The sequence below is a fragment of the Nonomuraea salmonea genome, assembly GCF_042428605.1.
Classification (GTDB): domain Bacteria; phylum Actinomycetota; class Actinomycetes; order Streptosporangiales; family Streptosporangiaceae; genus Nonomuraea; species Nonomuraea salmonea.
Genome location: NZ_JBHMCF010000037.1, coordinates 133,731 through 158,346, shown reverse-complemented (window position 1 = coordinate 158,346; position 24,616 = coordinate 133,731). Strand labels below are relative to the sequence as shown.

General features: G+C 72.3%; 23 protein-coding genes. 16 read left to right on the top strand and 7 right to left on the bottom strand.

The genetic code is table 11. The features are described 5' to 3' along the window. Positions 1-23 precede the first annotated feature (23 nt). The 8 genes from ACFFR3_RS32165 to ACFFR3_RS32130 all read left to right on the top strand — a co-directional run bounded on the left by ACFFR3_RS32165 (position 24) and on the right by ACFFR3_RS32130 (position 11,023). On the top strand, positions 24-5,576 hold the full coding sequence (locus ACFFR3_RS32165; protein WP_379484360.1) for a non-ribosomal peptide synthetase/MFS transporter: 5,553 nt from the start codon (positions 24-26) through the stop codon (positions 5,574-5,576). A gap of 1 nt (position 5,577) precedes the next feature. Beyond that, positions 5,578-5,781 carry an MbtH family protein gene (locus ACFFR3_RS32160; RefSeq protein WP_364380867.1) on the top strand — a complete coding sequence of 68 codons (204 nt, stop codon included), beginning with the start codon at positions 5,578-5,580 and terminating at the stop codon, positions 5,779-5,781. Next, positions 5,778-6,032, top strand: coding sequence for an acyl carrier protein (locus tag ACFFR3_RS32155; RefSeq protein ID WP_345409029.1), 255 nt, complete (start codon positions 5,778-5,780; stop codon positions 6,030-6,032). Before ACFFR3_RS32160 ends, ACFFR3_RS32155 begins: the two co-directional genes overlap by 4 nt. After that, positions 6,029-7,435 (top strand): condensation domain-containing protein, encoded by a 1,407-nt coding sequence (locus ACFFR3_RS32150; RefSeq protein WP_379484359.1) that lies wholly within the window; start codon positions 6,029-6,031, stop codon positions 7,433-7,435. The genes ACFFR3_RS32155 and ACFFR3_RS32150 overlap by 4 nt, the downstream gene beginning before the upstream one ends. Continuing rightward, positions 7,432-8,403, top strand: coding sequence for an AraC-like ligand-binding domain-containing protein (locus tag ACFFR3_RS32145; protein WP_379484358.1), 972 nt, complete (start codon positions 7,432-7,434; stop codon positions 8,401-8,403). The genes ACFFR3_RS32150 and ACFFR3_RS32145 overlap by 4 nt, the downstream gene beginning before the upstream one ends. 79 nt (positions 8,404-8,482) lie before the next feature. Then, complete coding sequence (locus ACFFR3_RS32140; RefSeq protein WP_345409021.1) at positions 8,483-9,799, top strand: hypothetical protein; 1,317 nt, start codon at positions 8,483-8,485, stop codon at positions 9,797-9,799. Position 9,800: 1 nt separating this feature from the next. After that, positions 9,801-10,334, top strand: coding sequence for a hypothetical protein (locus tag ACFFR3_RS32135; RefSeq protein WP_345409019.1), 534 nt, complete (start codon positions 9,801-9,803; stop codon positions 10,332-10,334). Beyond that, positions 10,331-11,023: a hypothetical protein gene (locus ACFFR3_RS32130; RefSeq protein WP_379484357.1), complete on the top strand. Its 693-nt coding sequence runs from the start codon at positions 10,331-10,333 to the stop codon at positions 11,021-11,023. Before ACFFR3_RS32135 ends, ACFFR3_RS32130 begins: the two co-directional genes overlap by 4 nt. A gap of 11 nt (positions 11,024-11,034) precedes the next feature. Here ACFFR3_RS32130 and ACFFR3_RS32125 read toward each other — a convergent pair whose 3' ends face one another. Next, complete coding sequence (locus ACFFR3_RS32125; RefSeq protein WP_345409017.1) at positions 11,035-12,255, bottom strand: Gfo/Idh/MocA family protein; 1,221 nt, start codon at positions 12,253-12,255, stop codon at positions 11,035-11,037. Between the two features lie 72 nt (positions 12,256-12,327). On the opposite strand from ACFFR3_RS32125, the gene ACFFR3_RS32120 reads away from it, so the two are divergent. Both ACFFR3_RS32120 and ACFFR3_RS32115 read left to right on the top strand, forming a co-directional pair. Then, positions 12,328-13,452, top strand: coding sequence for an ROK family transcriptional regulator (locus tag ACFFR3_RS32120; protein ID WP_345409015.1), 1,125 nt, complete (start codon positions 12,328-12,330; stop codon positions 13,450-13,452). Positions 13,453-13,677: 225 nt separating this feature from the next. Then, on the top strand, positions 13,678-14,040 hold the full coding sequence (locus tag ACFFR3_RS32115) for a helix-turn-helix domain-containing protein (protein WP_345409013.1): 363 nt from the start codon (positions 13,678-13,680) through the stop codon (positions 14,038-14,040). A 7-nt stretch (positions 14,041-14,047) separates the two neighbouring features. Here ACFFR3_RS32115 and ACFFR3_RS32110 read toward each other — a convergent pair whose 3' ends face one another. Together ACFFR3_RS32110 and ACFFR3_RS32105 are read right to left on the bottom strand one after the other, a co-directional pair. Then, entirely contained in the window at positions 14,048-14,638 is a 591-nt protein-coding gene (locus tag ACFFR3_RS32110; protein WP_355425154.1) for a ClpP family protease, read from the bottom strand. Continuing rightward, positions 14,635-15,261, bottom strand: coding sequence for a ClpP family protease (locus ACFFR3_RS32105; protein WP_345409011.1), 627 nt, complete (start codon positions 15,259-15,261; stop codon positions 14,635-14,637). The genes ACFFR3_RS32110 and ACFFR3_RS32105 overlap by 4 nt, the downstream gene beginning before the upstream one ends. Before the next feature lie 223 nt (positions 15,262-15,484). Between ACFFR3_RS32105 and ACFFR3_RS32100 the strand changes: the two genes are divergently transcribed. Both ACFFR3_RS32100 and ACFFR3_RS32095 read left to right on the top strand, forming a co-directional pair. Next, entirely contained in the window at positions 15,485-15,943 is a 459-nt protein-coding gene (locus ACFFR3_RS32100; RefSeq protein WP_345409009.1) for an MFS transporter, read from the top strand. After that, entirely contained in the window at positions 15,943-16,467 is a 525-nt protein-coding gene (locus ACFFR3_RS32095) for an MFS transporter (protein ID WP_345409007.1), read from the top strand. Before ACFFR3_RS32100 ends, ACFFR3_RS32095 begins: the two co-directional genes overlap by 1 nt. A gap of 122 nt (positions 16,468-16,589) precedes the next feature. Here ACFFR3_RS32095 and ACFFR3_RS32090 read toward each other — a convergent pair whose 3' ends face one another. Then, positions 16,590-17,507 (bottom strand): NADP-dependent oxidoreductase, encoded by a 918-nt coding sequence (locus ACFFR3_RS32090; RefSeq protein WP_345409005.1) that lies wholly within the window; start codon positions 17,505-17,507, stop codon positions 16,590-16,592. Between the two features lie 202 nt (positions 17,508-17,709). Here ACFFR3_RS32090 and ACFFR3_RS32085 point away from each other — a divergent pair, with 202 nt between their 5' ends. After that, positions 17,710-18,339: a TetR/AcrR family transcriptional regulator gene (locus tag ACFFR3_RS32085; protein WP_345409003.1), complete on the top strand. Its 630-nt coding sequence runs from the start codon at positions 17,710-17,712 to the stop codon at positions 18,337-18,339. A 51-nt stretch (positions 18,340-18,390) separates the two neighbouring features. Here the strand turns inward: ACFFR3_RS32085 and msrA are convergent, their stop codons facing one another. The 3 genes from msrA to ACFFR3_RS32070 all read right to left on the bottom strand — a co-directional run bounded on the left by msrA (position 18,391) and on the right by ACFFR3_RS32070 (position 22,002). Further along, positions 18,391-18,897, bottom strand: a complete 507-nt coding sequence (gene msrA / locus ACFFR3_RS32080; RefSeq protein WP_364380827.1) for a peptide-methionine (S)-S-oxide reductase MsrA — start codon at positions 18,895-18,897, stop codon at positions 18,391-18,393. A 9-nt stretch (positions 18,898-18,906) separates the two neighbouring features. Next, on the bottom strand, positions 18,907-20,415 hold the full coding sequence (locus ACFFR3_RS32075; protein ID WP_345409001.1) for a sensor histidine kinase: 1,509 nt from the start codon (positions 20,413-20,415) through the stop codon (positions 18,907-18,909). Positions 20,416-20,535: 120 nt separating this feature from the next. Continuing rightward, positions 20,536-22,002: an FAD-dependent monooxygenase gene (locus ACFFR3_RS32070; protein WP_379484356.1), complete on the bottom strand. Its 1,467-nt coding sequence runs from the start codon at positions 22,000-22,002 to the stop codon at positions 20,536-20,538. Between the two features lie 24 nt (positions 22,003-22,026). Between ACFFR3_RS32070 and ACFFR3_RS32065 the strand changes: the two genes are divergently transcribed. From ACFFR3_RS32065 to ACFFR3_RS32055, 3 genes are all read left to right on the top strand, one after another. After that, positions 22,027-22,665: a TetR/AcrR family transcriptional regulator gene (locus tag ACFFR3_RS32065; RefSeq protein WP_379484355.1), complete on the top strand. Its 639-nt coding sequence runs from the start codon at positions 22,027-22,029 to the stop codon at positions 22,663-22,665. A 79-nt stretch (positions 22,666-22,744) separates the two neighbouring features. Then, complete coding sequence (locus ACFFR3_RS32060) at positions 22,745-23,581, top strand: hypothetical protein (protein WP_345408994.1); 837 nt, start codon at positions 22,745-22,747, stop codon at positions 23,579-23,581. Then, positions 23,578-24,609, top strand: coding sequence for a hypothetical protein (locus ACFFR3_RS32055; protein ID WP_345408992.1), 1,032 nt, complete (start codon positions 23,578-23,580; stop codon positions 24,607-24,609). The genes ACFFR3_RS32060 and ACFFR3_RS32055 overlap by 4 nt, the downstream gene beginning before the upstream one ends. Positions 24,610-24,616: the final 7 nt, after the last annotated feature.

The window sequence follows — 24,616 nt, the reverse complement described above, 5'->3', positions numbered from 1 at the left end:
GCAGGGCTGTGGGAGGTGGCGGAGTGACGGGCTCGAACGAGCTGTCGGCGGCCAAGCAGGCGTTGCTGGCGCAGCGGTTGCGGCGCGGGGCGGCGCCGCGCCGTACGATTCCCGCGCGCCCCGACGGCGAGCCGCCGCCGCTGTCGCACGCGCAGGAGCGGCTGTGGTTCCTGGAGCAGTTCGCGCCGGGCACCGCCCAGCTCACGATCCCGATCAGGCTGCGGCTGCGCGGCACGCTCGACGCAGGAGCCCTGGCCGCCGCGCTGGACGCCGTCGTGGCCGGGCACGACGCGCTGCGCATGCGCTTCCCCGCCACCGAGGACGGCCGCCCGCGCGTGACGCTCGCCGCGGACGCCACGCTCCCGCTCACCGTCCGCGACGCGCCGGACGAGGCGGCCGCCAAGGAGCAGGTCGAGCGGTTCCTGGCGGTGCCGTTCGACCTGGCGGCGGGCCCCATCGCACGGGCGCTGCTGATCAGGCTGCGCGACGACGACCACGTGCTGGTGATCGCGGTGCACCACATCGCCGCCGACGGCTGGTCGGCCGACGTGCTGCTGCGCGAGGTCTTCGCCCGCTACGACGGCCGCACACCGCCCGCCCCGCAGGTCGGGTACGCCGACTACGCCGCCTGGCAGCGCGGTCTGCCCCCGTCCGAGCGCGACCTGGACTTCTGGCGCGACAGACTGGCCGGCCTGGAACCGCTGGACCTGCCGGCGGACCGGCCCCGCCCGCCCGAACGCACCTACACCGGCGCCGCGCACCCGTTCACCCTGGACCCCGAGGTGGCCGCCGGGCTGGCCGGGCTCGGGCGCGCGCACCGGGCCACGCCGTACATGGTCATGCTGGCCGCGCTCGCCGCGCTGCTCGGCCGGTACGCGGGCGCCGAGGACGTCGCCGTGGGATCGCCGGTGGCCGGCCGCCAGGTCCCCGAGCTGGACGGCGTGATCGGCTGTTTCGTGAACATGCTGACCATGCGGGTGGACCTGACCGGCGACCCGACGTTCGCCGAGCTGGTCGGCCGGGTGCGCGACCTCGTCCTGGACGCCTTCGCCCACCAGGACCTGCCGTTCGAGCAGCTCGTCTCCGAGCTGGGCGTGCCGCGCGACGTGTCCAGGTCACCGCTGTTCGGCGTCATGTTCGCGATGCAGAACTACCGCCACGAGGCCATCGACCCGCCCGCCGGGCTGACCGTCACCGACTTCCCGGTGGACGCCTGGGCCACCCGGTACGACCTGGAGCTGTACGCCGGCGACGACTCGGGCGGCATGTTCGTCTACAACACCGACCTGTTCGAGCCGGACACCGTCGAACGCCTCGCCGGCCACCTGTGCACGCTGCTGGAGCGGGTCGCGGCCGACCCCGGCACCCCGCTTTCGCGCATCGACCTGCTCACCGAGGACGAACGCCGCCAGGTCCTGCACACCTGGAACGACACCGCCACGGACTTCCCCGGCCCCGCCACCCTGCACGGCCCCATCGAGGCCCAGGCGGCCCGCACCCCCCACGCGGTCGCGGTGCGCTTCGAAGGGCGGTCACTGACCTACGGCGAGCTGGACGCGGCGGCGGACCGGGTCGCCCGGACGCTGCGCGACCTCGGCGCGGGCCCCGGGACGGTGGTCGCCGTGTGCGCGGAACGCTCGCTGGAGCTGCTGCCCGGCCTGCTCGGCGTGCTCAAGGCGGGGGCCGCGTACCTGCCGATCGACCCCGAGTATCCGCCGGAGCGGGTGGCGTTCATGCTGGCGGACGCCGCACCGGCCGTGCTGCTCACCCAGCGGAGCATCCGCCCTGACCTGCCGGACACCGGCGCGACCGTCCTCGACCTGGACGACCCTGACGTCTGGACCGGCGCGGAAGGCCCGCTACCCGACGTGCGTCCCGACGACGTCGCCTACGTCATCTACACCTCCGGCTCCACCGGCCGCCCCAAAGGCGTGCCGAACACCCACGGCGCCATCGCCAACCGGCTCGACTGGATGCAGGACCGCTTCCGGCTCGGCGACGCGGACGTCGTGGCGCAGAAGACGCCGCTCAGCTTCGACGTGTCGGTGTGGGAGCTGTTCTGGCCGCTGCGCTGCGGGGCCAGGCTGGTGCTCGCGACGCCGGGCGGCCACAAGGACGCCGCGTACCTGCGCAAACTGATCACCACGGAAGGCGTGACCACCGCCCACTTCGTCCCGTCGATGCTGGGCGTCTTCCTCGCCGAGAACGGCGGCGCGGGGTGCGGGTCGCTGCGGCGGGTGATCTGCTCGGGCGAGGAGCTGCCCGCCGACCTGGCCCGCCGCTGCGTCGCCACGCTGCCCGCCACCGAGCTGCACAACCTGTACGGACCCACCGAGGCGGCCGTGGACGTCTCCGCCTGGCACTGCCGGCCGGGCACCCTCGCCTCGGCGGCCCGCGTCCCGATCGGCACCCCGATCGCCAACACCACCCTGTACGTCCTGGACGCCGCCATGTCGCCGGTGCCGATCGGGGTGCCGGGCGAGCTGTTCATCGGCGGCGCCGGCCTGGCCAGGGGCTACCTCGGCCGTCCCGCGCTCACCGCCGAGCGGTTCGTGCCTGACCCGTACGGGCCGCCCGGCTCGCGCCTCTACCGCACCGGCGACCTGGTCAGGCGCCGCCCCGACGGGGTGCTGGAGTTCCTCGGCCGGCTCGACTCCCAGGTCAAGCTGCGCGGCCTGCGCATCGAGCCGGGCGAGATCGAGGCGGCGCTGCGCGCGTTGCCCGCCGTCGGAGACGCCGCGGTGATCGTCCGCGACGACCGCCTGGTCGCGTACGTCACCCCCGGCACAGGCGGCGCCCCGGACCAGGCGCACGACCAGGCGCACGACCAGGCGCTCGACCAGGCGCTCGACCAGGCGCTCGACCAGGCGCTCGACCAGGCGCTCGACCAGGCGCTCGACCACGGCGCACTCCGCGCGGAGCTCAAGCGGACGCTGCCCGACTACATGGTCCCCGCGAGCTACGTCACGCTCGCCGCCCTGCCGCTGAGCCCCAACGGCAAGCTGGACCGCCGCCGCCTGCCCGCACCCGTGGCGACCAGAGACGCGACGGTCGAGTTCATCGCGCCCGACACCCCCACGGAACGCACGCTCGCCGCCATCTGGAGCGAGCTGCTGGGCGTCGAGGCGGTCGGCGTGGACGACGATTTCTTCGACCTCGGCGGCCACTCCCTGCTCGCGACCCAGGTGGTGGCCAGGCTGCGCCAGGAGGTGGGCGCCGTGGTCAGCGTCATGGACGTCTTCAAGCACCGCACCGTCCGCGAGCTGGCCGCGCTCGCCGACACCCCGCAGGACCGGCGCGGCCCCCGCGCGCTGCTGCACCGGCTGACCTCCGCGGGCAGCACCAGCCCGGTCCTCAGCTACGTGTGCGTCCCGTACGGCGGCGGCAGCGCCGTCGTCTACCAGCCCCTCGCCGACGCCCTGCCGGACGGGCACGCGCTCTGGTCGGTCGCGATCCCCGGCCACGACGTGGGCATGGACGAGGACAGGCTGCCGTTCGACGAGCTGGCGGCCGGGTGCGTGCGCGAGATCCTGGAGAAGGTCGAGGGCCCGATCGTCCTGTACGGGCACTGCGGCGTGGGCTCGGCGCTGACCGTGGAGATCGCCCGCCGGCTCGAGGCCGCCGGACGTGAGCTCGACGGCGTCTACATCGGCGGCATCTTCCCGTTCGCCCGCCCGCGCGGCCGGGTCATGTCGCGCATCGCCAAGATCGCGGAGGCCGAGCGGCTGCGCAGCGACCAGCGCTACGTCAACTGGCTGATCTCGCAGGGCGTGGACATGAGCGACCTCGACCCCGCGCAGGCCCGCCGCATCGTACGGAACATGCGCCGCGACTCGCGGGAGGCCGAGGACTACTACACCCGGCTGTTCGAGTCCGGCACGCAGCGGCTGCGCGCTCCGGTGATCAGCGTCGTGGGGACCGAGGATCCGGCGACGGACTACTACCAGGAACGCTTCCGCGAATGGCACTTCCTCACCTCGGCGTCGGCGGTGGTCGTGCTCGCAGAGGCAGGCCACTTTTTCCTGAAATATCGGGCACAAGAGCTCGCCGAGATCGTCACCACCGTCCACCAGGACCTGGAGGAACCGGCCCACACGGCGGAACCGGCCGTGGTGGGAGCGGGCGCGGCGGGACCGGTCCTGACCGAGCCGGAGCGCCCCCGCCCGGCCGGACCGCCGCGAAGCGGTGGCCGCACCTGGTGGTTGCACGACGTGTCGCACGCCGACACGATGCCCGCACCGACCGGCGTCAGGCCCGGCATCCCGCGCTTCCTCGCCGTCGCGCTCAGCCAGCTCGTCTCCATGACGGGCTCGGCGCTGACGGAGTTCGCCGTCCCCCTCTGGATCTACACGACGACCGGGTCGGTGGCGAAGTTCGCGCTGATGGCGGTCGTCGGCCTGGTGCCGGGCATGCTGGTGGCGCCGGTCGCCGGCGCGATCATCGACAGGACGAGCCGCCGCCGGGTGATGCTGGCCGGAGACGTCGCCGCGTTCACGATCCAGCTCGCGTTCGGCGTGCTGCTCTGGACGGGGAACCTGTCCGTCGAAATGATCTACCCGCTGCTCGGCTGCCTGTCCGTCGCGCTCACCTTCCAGCGCCTGGCGTACTTCTCGGCCGTCCCGCAGCTCGTCCCCAAGCACTACCTCGGGCACGCGGTCGGCATCACGCAGCTCGGCACCGGCACCGCCCAGCTCCTGGTGCCCATCTTCGCCGTCGGCCTGATGTCGGCGATCGGGCTCGGCGGCATCCTCCTGCTCGACATCGCCGGCTACGCGGTCGCCATCGCCGTGCTGCTGGCGGTGCGCTTCCCCGACAGCATGCCCTGGCGGCGCCGCGAGTCGATCAAGAACGAGATCCTCGGCGGCCTGCGCTACTCGCTCGGCCACCGCGGGTTCGTCGCCATGCTGCTGTTCTTCGTCGTGCTGAACGTGTTCCTCGCGCCGCTGCTGCTGATGTTCTCGCCGCTGGTGCTGGCCTTCGCCGAACTGGCCGACGTCGGCAGGATCTCCTTCCTGGCCGGGGTCGGGACGTTCGCGGGCGCGCTCGTCATGGTCGCCTGGGGCGGCCCGCGCCGCATGCGCCTGCGCGGCGTGCTGCTGTGCAGCCTCGTGCTCGGCTGCTTCTGCATGCTCACCGGCCTGCGCGCCGACCTGGCCGTGATCGCCGTCGGCGTGTGCGGCATCACCCTCTGGATCACCCTGCTGAACGGCATCTACACCACGATCGTGCAGGTCAAGGTGCCGCAGCGGTTCCACGGCCGGGTGTTCGCGATGAACACGCTCATCGCCTGGTCCACGCTGCCCATCGGCTACGGGCTCGTCGCGCCGTACGCCGCCGGGCTCCTCGACCCGCTGCTGCTGGACGGCGGCGCGCTCGCCTCGACGGTGGGTGCGGTCATCGGCGTCGGCCCAGGCCGCGGCATCGGCCTCATGTACGTGCTCTTCGGCCTCGCCATCCTGGCGATCACACTGGCCGCCATGAGGGTCCCGGCGCTGGCCCGCTTCGACCACGAGGTTCCCGACGCCGTCGCCGACGACCTGGTCGGCGTACAAGCCCTGCGACAGAAGGAGGAATGACGTGACGGGACGACACCAGGTGGTCGTCAACGACGAGGACCAGTACTCGCTGCTGCCCCTCGACCGGCCGCTCCCGGACGGCTGGCGGGCCACGGGCTTCACCGGCGACCGGCAGGAGTGCCTGGACCACATCGACGAGATCTGGACGGACATGCGCCCCCGCAGCGTACGGCTGCGCCAGGAGGCGGAAGGGAGCGCGCGGTGAGCGGCGACGTGGAACGCAGGCTCGCGGACCTGGTGGCCGCCGTGTCCGACGGCGAGATCAGCGCCGAGCAGGCGCTCGCCGGCGACCACTCGCTGTCGGCGCTGGGCCTGACCTCGCTGGCGTGGATCAGGCTCATCGACGCGATCGAGGACGTCTTCGGCGTGGACGTCGACCTCGGCGGCGACCTGTCCGCCTTCGACCGCGTTGACGCGCTCGCCGCCCACGTGTCGGGCCTGCTGGACGCCCGATGACCACCCCGCCCATGGCGACCGCCTCGGTCCGGTTCAGCGGGACCAGGGACGGCGAGGCGCCGCTGACCTGGGGGCAGCGGCTGATGTGGCGGGCCGTGCACCTGATGGGTCCCAGCCAGTCGTTCCTCAACTGCCCCTGGGTGCTGCCGGTGCACGGCAGGCGCGACCTGCCGACCGTGCTGGGCGCGCTGCGCCGGATGCTCGAACGTCACGAGAGCCTGCGCACCACGTTCGTCGACACCCCTGACGGCCCGGTGCAGCGCGTGGCGAGCACCGGCGAACTGACCGTCGAGCTGGTGCGGAGCGGCCCGGAAGGACCGCTGGGCACCGCCGCGCGCATCGCCGACGAGCTGGGCACCACCGTCTTCGAGCACGGGGCGGACCTGCCGCTGCGCTGCGTCATCGTGCTCGCCGACGGCAGGCCGCGAGCCCTGGCCTTCGCCTTTTCACACCTGGCGGTGGACTTCCAGGCGCTCAGCCTGCTGTCGGCCGAGTGGCGGGCGCTGCTGCGCGGCGACGCCCTGCCGCCGCCGCCGTGGCAGCCGATGGAGCAGGCGGCGCTGGAACGCGAGGAGCCGTTCCTGGCCCGCTCGCGGCGGTCGATCCGCTACTGGCGCAAGGTGCTCGAAACCGTCCCGCTCGAGGTGTTCGACCATCCGCCGGGGGAGCCGGAGGAGCCCCGGTTCATCGAGGTCGGCATGGAGTCGGTGGCGCTCGCCGTGGCGGCCGTGCGGCTGGCCGAGCGGCTGACGATCAGTACGACGAGCGTGCTCATCGCCGCCTGCGCCACCGTCCTCGCCGTCGCGAGCGACCGGCCGCGGGCGGTCATGCAGCTCGTCCACAGCAACCGGCGTGACCCGCGTACCCGTCCGCTGGTCGCCACCGTGGGCCAGGACGCCCTGCTCGTGCTCGACCTGCCCGAGACCGGCTTCACCGACACCTGCCTGGCCGCCCACCACAGCGCCCTCATGGCCTATCGCAACGCCCACTACGACCCGTTCGAGATGCGTGCCATGCGCGAGGAGATCGGCCGCATCAGGGGCAGCGAGCCCGACCTCGACGCCTTCTTCAACGACCGGCGCGGCGACGGCACCTGGCCGAACCTGCCCCGCGTCACCGGCGAGGATCTGACCCCGCTCACGGCGAAGACCCGTACCTACGTGACGAACGCCTGGCCAGGGGTCCGGTTCAAGGCGTTCTTCACCCTCGGCACCGCCCCCGACACCGGCCGGCTCAGCCTCATCATCGACACCGCGTACCTGACCAGGCAGACGGCGACGGCCATGCTCCGCGCCGTCGAGACCCTGCTGGTCCGCACCTGCACCGAGGACGTCCCCATCGCCGCCGTCAAGGACCTCGTCCCCCCGGCCGAAGCGGACATTGCTCTAAGATCACGCAGGTGATCGAGTGGCGTAGCGCGGACGTGCCGCCCGCCGAACGTTTCGACTGGTGGTGCGGGCTCATCGGGCGGCACATGATGCCGCTGCGGATCAGCAGCGAGCACGAGGACGACTATCGGGCCTCGCTGAAGGTGCTGAGCCTGGGGCAGGCCACCGTGTCGGCGCCCCGCTACCCCGACCTGCACACGGTGCGCACCGCCCGGCTGATCCGCCAGGGGGACCCCGACCAGTGGTGGATGACGCTGACCTGCTCCGGGTCGATGTCGATCGAGCAGGGCGGCCGGCGCGCCGACCTCGCGGCGGGCGACCTGATGCTGATGGACACCTCGCAGCCGTACGACAGCCGGGTGCACTGCCGCGACGCCGGCCTGGCCGGGATCATCTCGCTGCAGGTGCCGCGCGCCGCGCTGCCCGTCCCCGAGCAGAAGCTGCGCCGGCACGTCGCCAGGCCGCTGCCGTCCGCCCGGGGCTCGGGGGCGCTGCTGGCCCAGTTCCTGCGCGGCCTGGTGCGGGAAGGGCGCGCGCTGGGCGACGCCGAGAGCGACGCGCTGGGCAGGGCGGCGATCGAGCTGACCGCCGCGTTCCTCGCCGAGCAGGCGGACGTGACCCGCCTGCTGCCCGAGGAGACCCGCAGGCAGACGCTCGCGCGGCAGATCAAGGCGTACGTCCGCGAGCATCTCGGCGACGGCACGCTGAGCCCCGCGCGGATCGCCGCCGCGCACAACATCTCCGTGCGCTACCTGCACAACGTCTTCGAGGACGAGCGGCAGACCGTCAGCGAGTACGTCAGGACGCAACGCCTGGAACGCTGCCGCGCCGACCTGGCCGACCCCCGCCTCGGCCGGCGCGGCGTCGCCGAGATCGCGCGGCGCTGGGGCATGCCCGACGCCGCCGCCTTCAGCCGCGCCTTCAGGCGGGCGTACGGCATGCCGCCCGGCGAGTACCGCCGGCACCTGGATCGCGCCCGGTGACAACCACTGTGCACTCACCGCCAATGACCGCCGTCCGCAGCCTCGTTAGATTCTCATCCCGCACAAGGGGGATGCGGAGATGCCGGAGGCGAAGGGGATGTGGTCGAGGCGGTCGGTGCTGGTGGCCGGAGGGCTGCTGGTCGCCGGGTGTGGGGGGCCGCCGCGGCCGTTCATCCAGAGCGAGGACTACGACACCGGCGCCTCGGGCAGGCAGCGGCTGCGCAAGATCCTGGAGCGCCGGGCCGCGGCCCTGATGAGCGGCGACGAGAGCGCGTACCTGGCCGATCTGGACGACTCCAACGACGAGCTCATGCGGTACGAGAAGCTGGTCTTCGCGAACCTGCGGCAGTTCGAGCTGGCCGAGGTCAGGCACAGCACCGCGTACACCACCGAGCGGCCCGGGTCCGGCGGCGAGAGCAGCCTCGGGCCGGTCATCCGGGTGGTGAAGCTGACCGCGGACGCCGGTCCCGGTGACATCGCGCCCGCCGAGTCATTCGTCTACCGGATGAAGGACGACGTGATCACCGGCATCACCCGGGTCACGCTCAAGAACCGGCCGGCGCAGAGCGGCAGCGCGCCGGCGGCCGAGGCGCCCTGGCACACCGACCGGCTCAAGGTGGTGCAGGTGGGGGAGAAGGTGTGGCTGGCGGGCGACCGCAGCGTCACCGACCTCGACCGCTACGCCGCCGTCACCGAGCGGGAGCTGGGCATCGTCGAGCGGCTGTGGGGCGACCGGCTCACGTACCCGGGTCACGTCCTGTTCTTCACCCGCGACGCGGGCAACTTCCGCCAGTGGTTCGGCAGCCCGAACATCGCCAACGCCCTGGGCGTGCAGTACCGGGAGCTCGGCGTGGGCAGGAACGGCAAGCTCCACCAGGGCGAGTACGCCGCCTCGCGCATCGTGGTCAACCTGAGCGGCCACGGCGACGCCGACCCGGCGAGCACGATCCGCCACGAGCTGACGCACGCGGTCACCGCGCGGGCCACCATGGCCAACGTGGGCGAGCTGGGCCCGCCCACCTGGGCGATCGAGGGCTTCGCCCGCTACACCGAGACGGTCGGCGACGCGGCGCGGGCCGCCGAGATCCGGTCACAGGTGGCCGCCGGGGTGCGGGGTGGCCTGTTCCGTGGCACGCCGCCGTCCAACGAGGACTTCTACGGCAAGGACGGCATCCACTTCGACTACGCCCTCGGCTCGACCGTGTTCAGCCTGGCCGAGCGGCTCAAGGGCCGGGACGCGGCGGTCGAGCTGTACGCGCGGGTGATCGAGCGCGTCAGCGCCGGCGCCTCCTTCTTCGAGCTGCCGATCTTCGACAGGATGGCGCGGGACGTGCTCGGCCTGTCCGCGGCCGCGTTCCGCAGCCGGTGGAACCAGTACGTACGGAACGGTGCATGACGTGACCGGACGCTCCCGCTGGCTCGTGATCCTCGCGGCCGGCCTGGCCGCCTTCCTCGCGGCGGGCACGGGCTCGTACCTGTACGCCCACGACCTGCGCGCCGGCCAGGTGACGCAGTCGTGCGGCGCCCGCGCCTGCATCCCCGGGGTCAAGGCGCCCGCGCTGCTCGACGCGCTCAAGGGCCGCGGCCACGAGTGCGAGGACGCCTCGGGCGTCTGGCTGTGCGAGATGGTGGTCGGCTCGATCGGCTTCCAGGCGCGGGTGAACGTCTCCGACGGCGGCGTGCACCGGCTGACCGGCACCGTCTTCCACGCCGACGGCGACCCGCTGACCGAGGCGGGGCTGGCCTATCTGACCTGGTTCGCCGTCCTGCCGTACCGCGACGACCCGGCCGCCACCGCCCAGATCCGCGACTGGCTGACCACGATGATCGAGGCCGACAAGGACACCCAGGCCACGATCCTCGACTACGCGTACGTGCTGGTGACGTCCAAGGACGACGCCGTGCAGCTCGACATCAGGATTCCCACATGACCGCAGGCCAGCGCTCTCCCGACGGCCGCTTCTGGTGGGACGGCTCCGCCTGGCAGCCCGTCCAGACCGCCCCGCCGCCCCCGTACCCCTACCGCCCCCCGGCACCCCGGCCTCCGGCGAAGAAGGGTCTCGTCCTTCCACTCGCCGCCGTGACGGCCGCGGCCCTGGTGCTGGGCATCGTCCTGGGCGGCGGCGCCGGCTGGCTGACCACCGAGCCCAGGGCGGGCACCGCCGCGCTCACCTTCGCCGACGACTTCCCCGACGTGGACGACCAGTACCTGCCCGGCGTCACCCTCACCTTGATCGTCGACGAGTGGATGGAGAAGGCCAACTCCTACACCTGCACCAACAAACCCGGCGACCCGGACACGTGGAGCAAGGCCAAGCAGTGGATGCGCTGCCTGCCGCCGGACGGCCAGGAGAACAGGTACGTCGACATCGAGTACGACGCCGCCCGCAGGATCAGAGTCCTGAAGGCCACCTGCCACCTCGGCACCCGCGCGGAGGCCTGCACGACACTGTTCGCCACCATGGCCGACACCGCGCTGGTCCCGCAGCCGGAGCTGCGCAAACGCGCGATGGACTGGGCCACGAAGAACGCCGCCGGCGACCGCGGCACGATCATCGGCGGCATCCGCCTCCAGGCCGACCTGTCCCCCCACAGCCTCCGCCTCACCCCGGAGTCGTGACCGTGGATCGCCTACAAGGTGACGACGGTGCCGGTCAGGCGGGACTCCTCCGCCGCCCAGGCGATCTCGTGGCTATGCAGGCTCTCCCTCGGGGCCGAGAGGATCGCGGCCGGGTCGTCGCGGTCGAGGGCGTCCAGGAAGGCGGTGATCAGGCCCTGGTCGCCGCCGCCGTGGCCGTCCGTGGGCGGGTTCGTGTCGATGACCTCGGTCTCGCCGGTCACGAAGTCCGTCACGGTGAGCCGGGCGCCGTCGCCCTCCAGGAAGCCGTGCGTGCCGAAGATGCGGGTCTTGCGCAGGGCCGCCGGTGAGAAGGCGGTCATGGTGAACGAGGCCGTCGCGCCGCCGTCGAAGTCGAGGTTCACCACCTGGTGGTCCACGACGTCGTTGTCGCACGCGTACACGCACCTGCCGTACGGGCCCTCGCGCAGCGCCCGCAGCAGGCCCGCCTCCGACGGGTCGTCGGTCAGGACGGCCAGGGGCCAGCGCTTCTCCTCGCCCACGTAGGGCTGGTAGATGCGCCTGGCGTCGTAGGGACAATCGGCCGCGACGGCGCAGTCGAGGCAGCGGTCGGCGGCGCCCGCGGGCCGGTTCTCGGCCGTGAAGTGCTTCAGGCCGCCGAACGACGACACCCGCGTGACGCGGCGGCCCATCACGTACGTCAGCCAGTCGAGGTCGTGGCACGACTTGGCGAGCAGCATGAACGTGGCCTCGTCCGTACGGCGCCAGTTGCCCCGCACGTAGGAGTGGGCGTGGTGCCACCAGCCGACGGGCTCCAGGTGCTCGATGGTGACGATCTCCCCCAGCCGTCCGCTGTCGAGCACCTCCTTCACCTGCTGCGTGTAGGTGGTGTAGCGCAGCACGTGACAGACCGCGAACACCACGCCGGACCGCTCGGCCGCCGCGACGATCCGCCGGCAGTCCTCCAGGTCGATGGCCATCGGCTTCTCCAGCAGCACGTGGTAGCCCAGCTCGGCGAAGCGCACCGCCGGCTCCACGTGGTCGGCGTCCAGCGTCGCGATCACCACGGCGTCCGCGATCCTGGGCCGCTCGGCGAGGTCGCGCCAGTCGCCGAAGCTCAGGGCGTCCGGGTGCTCGGCGAGCAGGGCGTCCCTGCGCCGTTGATCGGGCTCCGCTACGGCGGTGAGCCTGGCACGGCCGTCCATCGTCGCGTACCTCGTGTACTTCGTCCCCCGGTCGCCCGCCCCGACCAGGGCCAGCTCGATGTGCGGCATGCTCTCAGCTCCAGTTATGTAAAGACGCGACATAAAGCTAGAGTTGCCCCAGTCCTATGGTCAAGGGGCTTTATGACGACTCATGACACCGCGCTGCTGCGCCGCCTCAACACCCGCGCCATCCTGCACGCCCTGCGCAGGGGCGGGCCGCAGACGCTGAGCGGGCTCGCGCGCGCCGCCGGCCTGTCGCGGCAGACCGCCGAGGTGGCGCTCGCCGACCTGACCGCGCGCGGGCTCGCGCGGGAGGTCGCGCCGGCCGAGGGCGGCACGGGACGGCCGGCCCGGCGCTTCGCGTTCAGGGCGGAGGCGGGTCACGTCGTCGGCCTCGACGTGGGGCCGCGCCGCATCCTCGCCATGCTGGCCGACCTCAACGGCGACGTGATCGGCGAACACCGGCTCGACACCGACGAACACCTGCCCGCCGCCGAACGCCTCACGCTGGCCGAGCAAGCCGCCACCGCCTGCGTCGAGGCCGCCGGGCCGGCGCGCGGGGACGTCTGGGCGGCCACGGCGGGCACCTCGGGCGTCGTGGACCGCTCGGGCCGGGTGTCGGTCTCGACCCTCATCCCCGGCTGGACGGGGCTCGACCTCGCCGCGCAGGTCGGCCGATGGTTCGGCTGCCCCGGCTTCGCGGCGAACGACGCCAACCTCGCCGCCGTCGCCGAGCACTGGCGGGGCAGCGCCCGCCACGTCGACGACGTCGTCTACGTGCTCACCGGCTACCGGTCCGGCCACGGGCTGCTGCTCGACGGCCGCCTGCGTACGGGCCGCACCGGCAGCGCCGGCGAGCTGGGCAGGCTGCCGCTCACCGGCTGGGAGGACGCGTCCGCCGTGCTCGCCGGGACGGGACGGGACGCGGACGAGCTCTTCCAGGCGGCGCGGGCGGGCGAAGCGCAGGCGCTCGCGCTGGTGGACAGGCTCGCCCGCGGGCTCGCGCGGGGCGCGTCCGTGCTCGTGGTCGCCGTGGACCCCGAACTGGTCGTCGTGGGCGGCGTGCTCGCCCGCGGCGGCGGGGTGCTGCTGGAACGCATGCGCGCGCACCTGGCCGACATGTGTCTCAACCCGCCCGAGATCGCGCCGTCCACGTTCGGCGAGGAGAGCATCGCGTACGGCGCCGTACGCATGGCGCTCGATCACGTCGATCAGGAACTCATGGATCCTTACGAAGGAACCGCGTCCCGCCGTCGTACACGATGAGCACCTCGTCCCCCCGGCCGCCTGGTGTCGATCGTCTCCCCGATGTGCACGCGGAACGGCGACCGCGTGGGAGCCGGAGCCGTTGAGCCGGCGCACGAACTCCTGAACCGTCGCACGAACTCCTCGAACGCCTGAAGCCGCGCCACGGCTTCACGTCAACCCGCTGGTTCCGCTGTGCGCGAAGCAGGCGGGACGGCGGCCCGTCATCTCCCTATCGTGTGGGGTATGGTCTCCTCTTTCCAGCAGTCAGCCTCCGTCACGCCGCTCCGCCCCGCCGTCGAGCGCACCGCGCTCAAGCCCGCCCCGGCCGCGCGCGAGCCGCTGTGGCGGGAGGCGCTCGGCGAGTGCCTGCGGAGCATGCGGCAGGAGCGGGGCGAGAAGCTGAGCGACACGGCCGGGCGCGCCGGAGTCTCGCCGCAATATCTCTCCGAGATGGAACGAGGCGTCAAGGAGCCGTCGAGTGAGATGATCGCGGCGGTCGCCGGCGCGCTCGATGTGACCCTGGTCGATCTGACGCTCGCCGTCGCCGACCGCGTGCGGTCCGCACAGCCGAGCACGTCGCAGGGCGCCGTCTGCCTGGCCGCGTAGCACGGGCCTAGCGGTGCTCCTCGATGATCTGGTCGATGAGCCCATATTCCATGGCCGCGGCCGCGGTGAACACGCGGTCGTGGTCGGTGTCGGCGCGCAGGGTCTCGATGCTCTGGCCGGTGTGCCGTGACAGGATGCGCTCGATGTCGGCCCGCACCCGTACGACCTCGTCGGCCTGCAGGATGAGATCGGGGATCGTGCCGCGGCCCTGAGCGGCCGGCTGGTGCAGGATCACGCGGGCGTGGGGGAGAGCGGCGCGTTTCCCCTCGGCCCCCGCGGCGAGGAGGACGGCGCCGACCGCGACGGCCTGCCCGACGCAGGTCGTCGAGACCCGCGGCCGGATGTGGCGCATGGTGTCGTAGATCGCGAGCATCGCGCTCGGATCCCCGCCCTCGCAGTTGATGTAGAACTGGATTTCTCCGTCGGGGTTGTCCGACTCCAGGAAAATCAGCTGCGCGATGAGGGCATTGGCGACCCCCGCGTCGATCGCGGTGCCGAGATAAACGATGCGCTCGGTGAGCAGATGCGAATAGACATCCATGATCCGCTCGCCACGGGGATTCTGCGCGATGACGTTCGGAATCGTGTAGGAACTCACTTGGCGTCTCCTTCTGCCACGCCGAATCCGGGTCGCGGACGAGCGTGCGGGGCTATTTCGTCAAAGGACTGCACGATCGCGTCGATGAACCCGTATTCGCGCGCCTCCTGCGCGGTGTACCAACGGTCGTGCAGCGAATCCTCGAAGATGCGCTCGACGGGCTGGCCGGTGTCCTCGGCGATGAGCCCGAGCACCGTGTCACGGGTGTGCCGCAGGTCGTTGGCCTGCAGTTCGATGTCGACGGCGGTGCCGCCGATGCCCGCCGAGCCCTGGTGCATCAGGACGCGGGAGTGCGGCAGGGCGCGGCGCTTGCCCTTGGTCCCCGACGACAGCAGGAACTGACCGGCGCTGTAGGCGATGCCCAGCACGAGCGTCGAAACGTCACAGGGAATGAGACGCATGACGTCGCGAATGGCCAGCATCGCCGGCACCGAGCCGCCCGGCGAATGAATCCACAAGGCGATGTCGGCCGACGGCTCCTGAGTGGCGAGTGCCATCAGCTGCGTCGCCAGCAAAGTGCCGTTGTCGTCGTCGAGCGGGCCGTCGAGAACGAGAATGCGCCGCTCGTAAAGCTCACGTCGCATTCGCCGGTCGAACAGCGGAACTTTCTCTTCTTCGCTCATGCGTCCATCATGTGCGGCCCTTCGGAGCGGAGTCGCCTGGATCTGCCTGCGGCAGATCTGCTGTGAGCAGCGTGGCCGGCCGGAAAGGCGGTGGCGGATCCGCGGTGAGTTCGCGGCGGCCGGACGGTCTCTACGGATGTTCCGGTCACTCTTCCCCCGGCCACTGGAGGGTTCCCATGATCGAACGCGGCGAGTCGACGCCCCTGAAGACGGGGCCGCGCCGATGAGCGTCGTCGCCCGTCCGCCGATCGTCACCGGGGCGTTGCTGGTGCGGATGGCCACGGTGGTGGCCTCGTCGATCGGGTTCTTCCTGCCGTTCTCCGTCGTCCCCGAGTACGCCGAGCGCTCCGCCGGCCCTGCCGTGGCCGGCGCCGCGAACGCCGCCCTGCTCGTGACCACTGTCGCCGTCGAACTCGCCGCGCCCGCGCTGGTCGCCAGGATCGGTTACCGCTGGGCGCTCGGCCTCGGCCTGCTCGCCCTGGGCGCGCCCACCCTCGTCCTCCTCGCCTCCTCCGACGCCGCGGTCGTCATCGCCGTCAGCGCCCTGCGCGGCGTGGGTTTCGCGATCACCGTCGTGGCGGGCGGCGCGCTCACCGCGGAACTGGTCCCCGCCGAGCGGCGCGGGCCGCAGGGGCGGGGCGGGCCGCAGGGGTGTTGGCCGGGCTGCGTACGCCGGCCCTGATGTGGCCGGCGGCGATCTTCGCCGCGTCGGCGGCGGGGACCGGCGTCCTGGCCACGTTCGTGCCGCTGGCGGTGCGCGGCGGGCCCGTCTGGCTCGCGCCCGCCGCGCTGCTGGCCCAGTCGGCCACCGCCGCGCTCGCCCGCTGGGTCGCGGGCCGCGCGGGTGACCGGCGCGGGCACGAACGGCTGCTGCTGCCGGGGCTGTTGATGTCGGCGGCCGGGCTGGCCGCCGTGTCGGTGACCTCCTCCAGCGCGAGCGTGCTGGCCGGGGCGGCGGTGTTCGGCACCGGGTTCGGCGTCCTGCAGAACGCCACCATGACCGTCATGTACGCCCGCGTCCGCCCCGAACAGTTCAGCACCGTCAGCGCTCTATGGAACGCCGCCTACGACAGCGGCATGGCCGCGGGCGCCTTCGCCGTCGGCCTCCTGGCCCCGCTCACCGGCTACCCGCCGGCCCTGCTGATCACCGCCGTCCTCATGGCGGCCACCCTGCCCCTCATCCCCCGCGCCCGAAGAAGTCCATGAAGACCGGCCCTCCGGTGAGTGCCCTGTAGCAAGTTTGGCCCTTGAGGGGCCGGCCGAGGTCCGTCTCGCTGAACCACGGCGAGGTGCCCGGCTGCGGGTGAGGCGATCGTGGCGCCGGGTTCTCACGGATGGACGCTGATGATGGTCTTGCCCTTGACGTGCTCGGTCGGGTTGAGGGCGGCGACGGCGTCGTCCAGGGTGGCGACGTTGCCGATGGCCATCCGCAGCCGTCCGTCGCGCACGCGCCGGGCGAGCTCGCTCAGCTGGGCAGGGTCGGACACGACGACGAAGTCGATCGCCAGGCCGTCGGCGGGGCGCGCCTCCACGGGGCCGGTGACGGACACCAGGGTGCCGCCGGGGCGCACCAGGGCGGCGGAGCGGCGTCCGATGTCGCCGCCGAGGACGTCGAAGACCAGGTCGACCTGTCCGACGTCCTCCAGCGCGTCGTTCTCCAGGTCGACGAACTCGTGCGCGCCGAAGCCGAGCGCCGTCTGCCGGGAGCCGGCGCGCCCGGTGCCGATGACGTGGGCGCCGGCCTCGCGGGCGAGCTGCGCCGCCATGGAGCCGACCGCGCCCGCCGCGCCGTGGACGAGGACGCTCTGCCCCGCCCGGACGCGCCCGTGATCGAACAGCCCCTGCCACGCGGTCAGGCCCGAGATCGGCAGGCTCGCGCCCAGCGTGAAGTCGATGTCGCCCGGCAGCGGGGCGAGGTTGCGCGCTTCGACGGCCACGTACTCGGCGAGCGCGCCGTCGCGGTACCAGTCGGTGATGCCGAACACCCGCTGGCCCACCGACAGCCCCGTCGTGCCGTAGCCGAGCGCGACGACCACGCCGGCCAGATCGTGCCCGGGGATCAATGGCGTCCTGTCATGGCCGGACCGGTCGACCCACGTCGATGGCCACGTCAGCTCTCCCGAGGTGAACCCCGCCGCGCGCACCTCCACCAGCACGTCGTTCAGCCCCGGCTCGGGCTTGGGCCGCTCGGTCAGAGTCATTCCGGCCGTTCCTGCGGCCTCGTCCGTCGCCACGATCGCCTTCATGCGACGCCTCCCTGCGTCCGGGTGCTCGCCGCCGTAGCCGCGAGCCGCATGTTTGGACTATTTCGTCCACAACGATACCACCTGAGCGATGGCGGCCAGGGGATATGGCGGCCCTTTGCGGGGTCGTTCCGCAGAGATGGGGGTGTGCTGGGGCGGACTCTCGGGTCCATGGAGAAGAGATCAGCCGGGGTAGGCTGGACGGGTGGGCAAGCCGGAGAACGCACCGACGGGACGCAGGCTGACCTCCCGTGGCGCCACGACCCGCGCGCGCATCGTCGCGGCCGCTCTCGAGCTGATGTACATGAAGGGCGTCAACGCGACCACGCTCGACGACGTGCGGGCCGCGAGCAACACCAGCAAGTCGCAGCTCTACAACCACTTCCCCGACAAGGAGGCGCTGGTCCGCGCCGTCGTCGAGGCACGCGCCGCGCAGGTCCTCGAGCGGGAGCGCGGGAATCTGGAGCGGCTGAAGTCGTTCAACGGCCTGGTCCGCTGGCGTAACGCGCTGGTGCAGCGTAACGCGCTGCAGAACGGCGCCTACGGCTGCGCGCTCGGCTCGCTGGCGAGCGAGCTGGCCGACCAGGACGACCAGGCCCGCACCACGCTCGCCGCCTCGTTCGCGGAGTGGGAAGGGCTGCTGGCCGCCGGCCTGCGGCGGATGCGCGAGAACGGCGTGCTCAGGCCGCAGGCCGACCCGGAGAGACTCGCCACGGGTCTGCTGGCCGCCCTCCAGGGCGGCTATCTGCTGGCCGAGGCCGCGCACGACATCAAGCCCATGGAGGTCGCCCTCGACATGGCGCTCGACCACGTGAAGTCGTTCCTCGCCGGGTGACGGCGAGGGCAGGGCTCCGGTGCGCGGAGCGAGGTCCGCGCACCGATGAGGTCAGGCCGACGCCCGCTTCGGCAGCTTCCACCCGGGACGGGGGAAGTGGCAGGTGTAGCCGTTGGGGTACTTCTGCAGGTAGTCCTGGTGCTCAGGCTCGGCCTCCCAGAAGTCGCCCGCAGGGGTGACCTCGGTGACGACCTTGCCCGGCCACAGGCCCGAGGCGTCGACGTCGGCGATCGTGTCCTCGGCGATCCGCTTCTGCTCGTCGCTGGTGTAGAAGATCGCAGAACGGTAGCTGAGGCCGATGTCGTTGCCCTGGCGGTCCTTCGTCGACGGGTCGTGGATCTGGAAGAAGAACTCGAGCAGCGCGCGGAAGTCGGTCTTGTCGGTGTCGTAGACGACCTCGATGGACTCCGCGTGAGTGCCGTGGTTGCGGTAGGTGGCGTTGGGGACGTCGCCGCCGCTGTAGCCGACGCGCGTCGACACGACGCCGGGCTGGTGGCGGAACAACTCCTCCATGCCCCAGAAGCAGCCGCCGGCGAGAATCGCCTTTTCGGTGGTCATGTCGTCTCCCTATGAGTCGTCGGTGTCGCCGGAGAACAGGGTCCCCTGATCGGCCGGCCCGGTCGTCCCCATGCAGCGAGCGGGCACGCCGGTTCTATTCCCGCTGCCCGCGAGCGGCAGCCACATGACGAACCTGGCCCCGCGCCGCGAGTCCTCGACCGTGAGCGTGCCGTGGTGGGCGTGCGCGATGTCGCGCGAGATGGCCAGGCCCAGACCGCTCCCGCCGGGGTCGCGCCGCCGGCCGTCGTCCAGGCGGACGAACCGGTCGAAGACGCGTTCGCGCTGGTGAGGCGGAATGCCGGGCCCGTCGTCGGCCACGGTGAGCGCGACCCCGTCGCCGGCCCGCGCGACGCCGACCTCCACCCGGGACGCGGTGTGCCGCAGAGCGTTGGCCAGGAGATTGTCCAGTACGCGGATCAGTTGCATCCGGGAGCCGGAGACCTCCAGCCCGGCCGGCGCGTCGACGCTGACCGGCACGGACGAGGAATGCGCGCTCACCTCCTCGGCCACGAGCCGGCCGAGATCGAGGGTCGCGGGAGGCAGCGGGCCGGCCGACCTGAGCCGGGCGAGCAGCAGCAGGTCGTCGACGATCGCCTCCAGCCGGTCGACCGTGGTCAACGCGCTGCGCAGCGCGTCCTGGGCGTTGACGTCGTCCGGGTAGAGCAGCGCCTCCTCCAGCTGTGTGCGCAGCCCGGAGATCGGGGTGCGCAGCTCGTGGCTCGTCGTGGATGCGAAGCGGCGCAGCTGCCCCACCGCGTCCTCCAGCCGGTCGAGGGTCTGGTTGGCGGTGGTGGCGAGCCGGTGGATCTCGTCGTTGCCCCGCGGCTCGGGGACGCGCAGGCTGAGGTCGCTGACCGTGATCTGCGCGATCCGCGCCCTGATCGCTTCGACGGGACGCAGCGCGCGCCCCACCAGCACCCATGCGGTCCAGGCCGCGGCCCCCGTGACCGCGACGATCCCGGCCGCGATGGCGTACTCGAGCTTGTGGGTGGCCAGCAGGTCGGGCTCGGGGATGCCGGCGTACAGGACCTTCGCGTCTCGCGCCGGCGTCAGGCGGATGGCCTCCAGCAGGACGCATCCGCCGTCCGGCCGGCACTCACGGTACGGCTGGAAGCGCGCGTCCGGCGGCGGCCGGTGCCGGCTCAGCGGCACGCTCGACGAGGCCGCCCTGCTGGCGTTCATCACCCGGCCCTGGGTGTCCACGAGCTGGATGAGGCCGAGGTGCGGGTCGGCGGGGATCGTCCTGGGCAGCGCGCCGCGCCGGACGACCGGGCTCCACTTGCTCGCCACCCGTTCTGACAGGCGGAAGGAGGTGGACTCGACGTGGGAGCGGATCGCCAGATCCAGGGTCACGCCGAGCACCACGAAGGCGCTGGTCGTGAGCAGCGCCGCGATGACGGTGCACCAGGCGCGGACGGAGCACACGGGCCGGCACGGCACACCCTGCGGACGGGTGAGCAGCCGCCGGGGGCTCTTCGCCGACCGCCCGGGGACGGCTCCAACGGTGGCATGGCTCATGACGATGTCGCTCCTTCGCCGGCAGCGGCCCATGACTGGAGTGCCGTGGGCGCCGTCTCGGCATAGGATTTGGACTATATAGTCCCGTTTCAGATCAGCCAAATCGCGCCGAGCCGAGGTCTAGGACCTGCCGGTCCTTTCACAAATGGCCCGGCTGAAGGTCGCGCCGAGTCCCCTCAGCGCCGTCATGACCTCCGCGCCGTCCGCGGTGTCGGAGGCCCACCACACGTGCCCGTCAGGACGCACGACCACTCCCGCGGCGGTGGTCCACGCCGGCTCTCCGGCGACCACGTCGATCCCCATCGCCGTCGCGAGCGCGGCCGCTTCAGCGCCCAGCGCGCCGGGCCGGTGCAGCAGGACGGGCCGGCCGGACTCCAGCAGCTCGAAGCGGCCGGGCACCCGGGCACCGGTGAGGGGATGCCCGTCCGACGGGTACGCCACGTCCAGCGCCGACAGCTTGCGGGCCAGCGCCAGAGAGAGCTCGGGCACCGTCGCGAGCAGGCCGTTCAGCAGCGACCGCAACGCGGCGCCGTCCGGTGAGGTCGCGGTGATCAGCGACGACTGGGCCAGCGTGTGCTCCGCGAGCTGCTCGCCGATCGGGTGGCGTTCGTCGTGGTAGCCGTCCAGCAGCGCGGGGTCCGCCTCGCCGCGCGCCACGGCGGCGAGCCGCCAGCCGAGGTTCATCGCGTCCTGCACGCCGACGTTCAGGCCGACTCCGCCCGCCGGCAGGTGCATGTGCGCCGCGTCGCCCGCGAGCAGGACCCGCCCCTTGCGGTACGTCTCCGCGACCCTCGTCGCGTTCCCGAACCGGGACAACCAGCCCGGGTCGTGCATCCCGAAGTCGCTGCCCGCCACCCGGATCGTGGTCTCCCGCAGTGCCTCCAGCGTGAACGGGTCCGCCGCGCCGTTGTGGTGCGCGTCCACGCCGGCGATCCGGTGCCTCCCGTCGCGCACGGGGACGCTGATGAGGGCCCCGTGCTCGTTGTGCGCGCTGGCCACGGCGGGTTCGCTGAGCCGCACCTCGGCGACGTAGCCGTAGGACGTCGTGTCGGTCCCGGGGAACGCGATGCCCGCCGCCTTGCGCACGGTGCTGCCCGCGCCGTCGGCCCCCACGACGTAACCGGCCGATCGGGTGTACGCGCCGTCAGGGCCGTCCACGTGCAGGGTCACCCGCTCGCCGTCCTGGCCGAGCCCGGTGACGGTGTGACCGCGCAGGATCACCGCGCCCTTCGCGCGCGCGTGCTCCTCAAGCAGCTCCTCGGTGCGGACCTGGGGAATGGCCAGCATGAACGGGTACGGCGTGTCGAGCACGCTGAAGTCGAGCCGGCTCTCCAGCATCCCGAAGTGCCACCGCGGCACCGGCGTCCCCTCGTCGAGGAACAGCCCGGCCAGGCCGCGCATGGCCAGCACCTCGATCGTGCGCGGATGGACACCCAGCGCCTTCGAGTGCGGGCTGCGCTCCGCCGCCCGTTCCAGGACCACGACTGGCACCCCGGCCAGCGCCAGCTCCGCCGCGGCCCACAGCCCGACGGGACCCGCGCCGACCACGACGACGTCCTCGATTGATTGGATGGAGCTACTATTCATAGTAGTGACTCTACATTGAATTGAGTGGCTAAGATCAGGGGCATGGTTGAGCGCGGCTATCGGTCACCGGTGCGGGCCAGGCACGCCGAGGACACGCGGCGGTCCATCATCGAGGCGGCGGCCACCCTGTTCGCCGAGCAGGGTTACCCCAGGACGAGTGTCGCCGCCGTCGCCGCAGCGGCCGGCGTCGCCGTCAACACCGTCTACACCAGCGTCGGCAACAAGCCCGCCCTGATCATGGCGCTGTCCGAGGACGGCGCGGGCGACGATGCGGCGGTCGAGACCCTGCGCAGGATCGAGGAGTGCTCCGACCCGCGCGAGATCCTGCGCATCCTGGCCGACGGCACCGGGCAGGTGCGCAGGCGCCGCCACGACGTGCTGGCGATCCTGCTGAACAACAAGTACGCCGATCCCGACGTCGCCGCGGCCGCCGACGTGGCGATCCGGGCCGTGCGCGACAGGTTCAAGGCCGTGACCGCCCGCCTGATCGCCGTCGGCGGCCTGCGCGAGGGGCTCACCGGCACGCAGATCGAGCAGACGTTGTGGTTCTACTTCGGCTTCGAGGCGTGGCGGACCGTACGCGACTTCGGCTGGAGCTGGAAGGAGTCGGCGGACTGGCTCGCCGAGCAGGCCGCCCGCGCGCTCTTGCCCCCAATTGAGTAGAGGGTACTCATGCGTTCCCCGGCGCGGGCGGCCGATCCTGAGTGATCAGGAGAAGTGAGCGGCGTCCACAGGGGGAGCCATGGCGTCATCGCGAGTGCGCGTGATCATCATGGCCGGCGTGCTCGGCCTCGTGGCGGTGGCCGGGATCGTCTGGCTGGTCGGCGTCGCCACCGGCGATCCGGGAGGGTCGCCGACCGGTGCCGGGGTGAACCTGCCCGTGGACGACGAGGACGTACCCGAGCAGGACGTTGACGACGTGCCACCACCCGCCGGCGAGCCGACGTCTCAGGAGAGGTCGCAGGAGAAGTCCCGCAACAACCGCAGGAGCGTCCGCTGGAACGGCGTGCGCCTGGACGGTTCTCCCGGTGACGACGGGTGCGTCACCATCATCAACAAGACCTCGACCGCCGGGACGATCGAGTCGGTCTCCTTCGAGGTGCGCTCCGGCCCCGGCCGCGCCGGCGCCCGCTCGGCTCCCGGCCGCGCCGGCGCCCGCTCGGCTCCCGGCCGCTGCGAACCCACCGGCGACCCGCTGTGCCAGGGCGTCACGCTGCGGCCCGGCTCCCAGTGCCTGGCCGGCGCGGTCATCACGGGAGAGCCCTCCGACAGCCCGTATGTCATCCAGGCCGTGGTCCATTTCCGGTACAGGTGCGTCAACGTCGAAGACTCGCCCTGCGACGAGGTCCAGGACTGGGGTGGCCGGCCGCCGACAGAGCAGCGGCCGGTGGAGATCAGGGGTGCGACCGCCAATAACGTCCCGCAGTTCGACTACTACATCGGCGGCACGGACACCTCCGGCGACGAGGACGACCCGGCCACCTCCCCGGAACCCTCCCTGGAGATCACCGAAACCCCGGACACTTCGGGTGAGGCCACACCTGGCGAAACCGTGGCCACGACGCCGGAGGGAGAATGACGAGCGACGTCGAACAGGCGGACGCGCGGAAGCCGCAGCCGACAGGCGAAGAGCCGGCCTCCCGCCGGACCGCGCGGGCGACGGAGCCCGCGCCCGAGCAGCCGGTCGAGGAGGCCACGCCTCGGCGGCCGGCCGTGCGGACCGCGTCCGAGCAGCCGGCGGACGGCGGGCAGGAGCCGATTTCGGCGCGGATGCGGCAGTTCGCCGAGGCCGTCGGCCCCACGACGCTGGCCACCGCGGTGCTCATCTACTTCGGCTATGTGGCGACCCGCGCCCGCTTCGACTACTTCGGCGTCTCCCTGGAGATGGCGGAGCTGTCCAACCAGAGCCTGCTCCTCTACGGCCTCGAGGTCGTGTACGTCCCGGCGGCCCTGATGTGCCTCGGCGCGCTCCTGGTCATCGCCGTCCACGCCGCCGTGTCCAGGCAACTGGCCCGCCGCCCGGGCGACCCGCTCAACACGTTCATGGCGGCCGGCATCGCGCTGGTCGGGGTGCTGCTGGTCGCCCGCGCGCTGATCGGCATGTTCCTCCAGGACGCCCAGACCAGCGTCGTCATCGGCACGACACCCCTGGCACTCGCGTCCGGCCCGGCCGCGCTGGCGTACGGGATCCACGTCCACGGCAGGAACCGCGGCCGCCCGCTCCTGTCACCACGGCTGGCCAGGAACGGCGTGCTGAGCGTGGCGGGCCTGGCCGTCGCCGGCCTGTTCTGGGCGTCCACCACGGTCGCCTGGGCGTACGGCATCGGCCTCGGCGAGCAGGACGCCGCCGAGCTGCCGCAGCGCGCCGAAGTGGTCATCGACGTGAAGCAGGAGCTGCACGACGTGCCTTCAGGCATCACCCACACCCGGCTCCGCACGACCGGCAAGGACCCCGGCTACGAGCACCGCTACCGCGGCTTCCGCCTCCTCCTCGCCTCCGGCGGACGGCTGTTCCTGGTCAACCCGCGGTGGAGACTGGGCCGCGACCAGACGATCGTGCTCCCGTACGACAACGGCGTCCGCATCCGGCTCATCTCGCAGCCCTGACCGCCGT

Excerpts from the sequence above, each read along its gene's own strand:
- ACFFR3_RS32130 (WP_379484357.1), top strand. The coding sequence starts at position 10,331 with ATGACCGCAGGCCAGCGCTCTCCCGACGGCCGCTTCTGGTGGGACGGC.
- ACFFR3_RS32060 (WP_345408994.1), top strand. The coding sequence starts at position 22,745 with ATGGCGTCATCGCGAGTGCGCGTGATCATCATGGCCGGCGTGCTCGGC.
- ACFFR3_RS32100 (WP_345409009.1), top strand. The coding sequence starts at position 15,485 with ATGAGCGTCGTCGCCCGTCCGCCGATCGTCACCGGGGCGTTGCTGGTG.
- ACFFR3_RS32150 (WP_379484359.1), top strand. The coding sequence starts at position 6,029 with ATGACCACCCCGCCCATGGCGACCGCCTCGGTCCGGTTCAGCGGGACC.
- ACFFR3_RS32140 (WP_345409021.1), top strand. The coding sequence starts at position 8,483 with ATGCCGGAGGCGAAGGGGATGTGGTCGAGGCGGTCGGTGCTGGTGGCC.
- ACFFR3_RS32105 (WP_345409011.1), bottom strand. The coding sequence starts at position 15,261 with ATGAGCGAAGAAGAGAAAGTTCCGCTGTTCGACCGGCGAATGCGACGT.
- ACFFR3_RS32115 (WP_345409013.1), top strand. The coding sequence starts at position 13,678 with ATGGTCTCCTCTTTCCAGCAGTCAGCCTCCGTCACGCCGCTCCGCCCC.
- msrA (WP_364380827.1), bottom strand. The coding sequence starts at position 18,897 with ATGACCACCGAAAAGGCGATTCTCGCCGGCGGCTGCTTCTGGGGCATG.
- ACFFR3_RS32095 (WP_345409007.1), top strand. The coding sequence starts at position 15,943 with ATGTGGCCGGCGGCGATCTTCGCCGCGTCGGCGGCGGGGACCGGCGTC.
- ACFFR3_RS32125 (WP_345409017.1), bottom strand. The coding sequence starts at position 12,255 with ATGCCGCACATCGAGCTGGCCCTGGTCGGGGCGGGCGACCGGGGGACG.
- ACFFR3_RS32070 (WP_379484356.1), bottom strand. The coding sequence starts at position 22,002 with ATGAATAGTAGCTCCATCCAATCAATCGAGGACGTCGTCGTGGTCGGC.
- ACFFR3_RS32120 (WP_345409015.1), top strand. The coding sequence starts at position 12,328 with ATGACGACTCATGACACCGCGCTGCTGCGCCGCCTCAACACCCGCGCC.
- ACFFR3_RS32055 (WP_345408992.1), top strand. The coding sequence starts at position 23,578 with ATGACGAGCGACGTCGAACAGGCGGACGCGCGGAAGCCGCAGCCGACA.
- ACFFR3_RS32075 (WP_345409001.1), bottom strand. The coding sequence starts at position 20,415 with ATGAGCCATGCCACCGTTGGAGCCGTCCCCGGGCGGTCGGCGAAGAGC.
- ACFFR3_RS32090 (WP_345409005.1), bottom strand. The coding sequence starts at position 17,507 with ATGAAGGCGATCGTGGCGACGGACGAGGCCGCAGGAACGGCCGGAATG.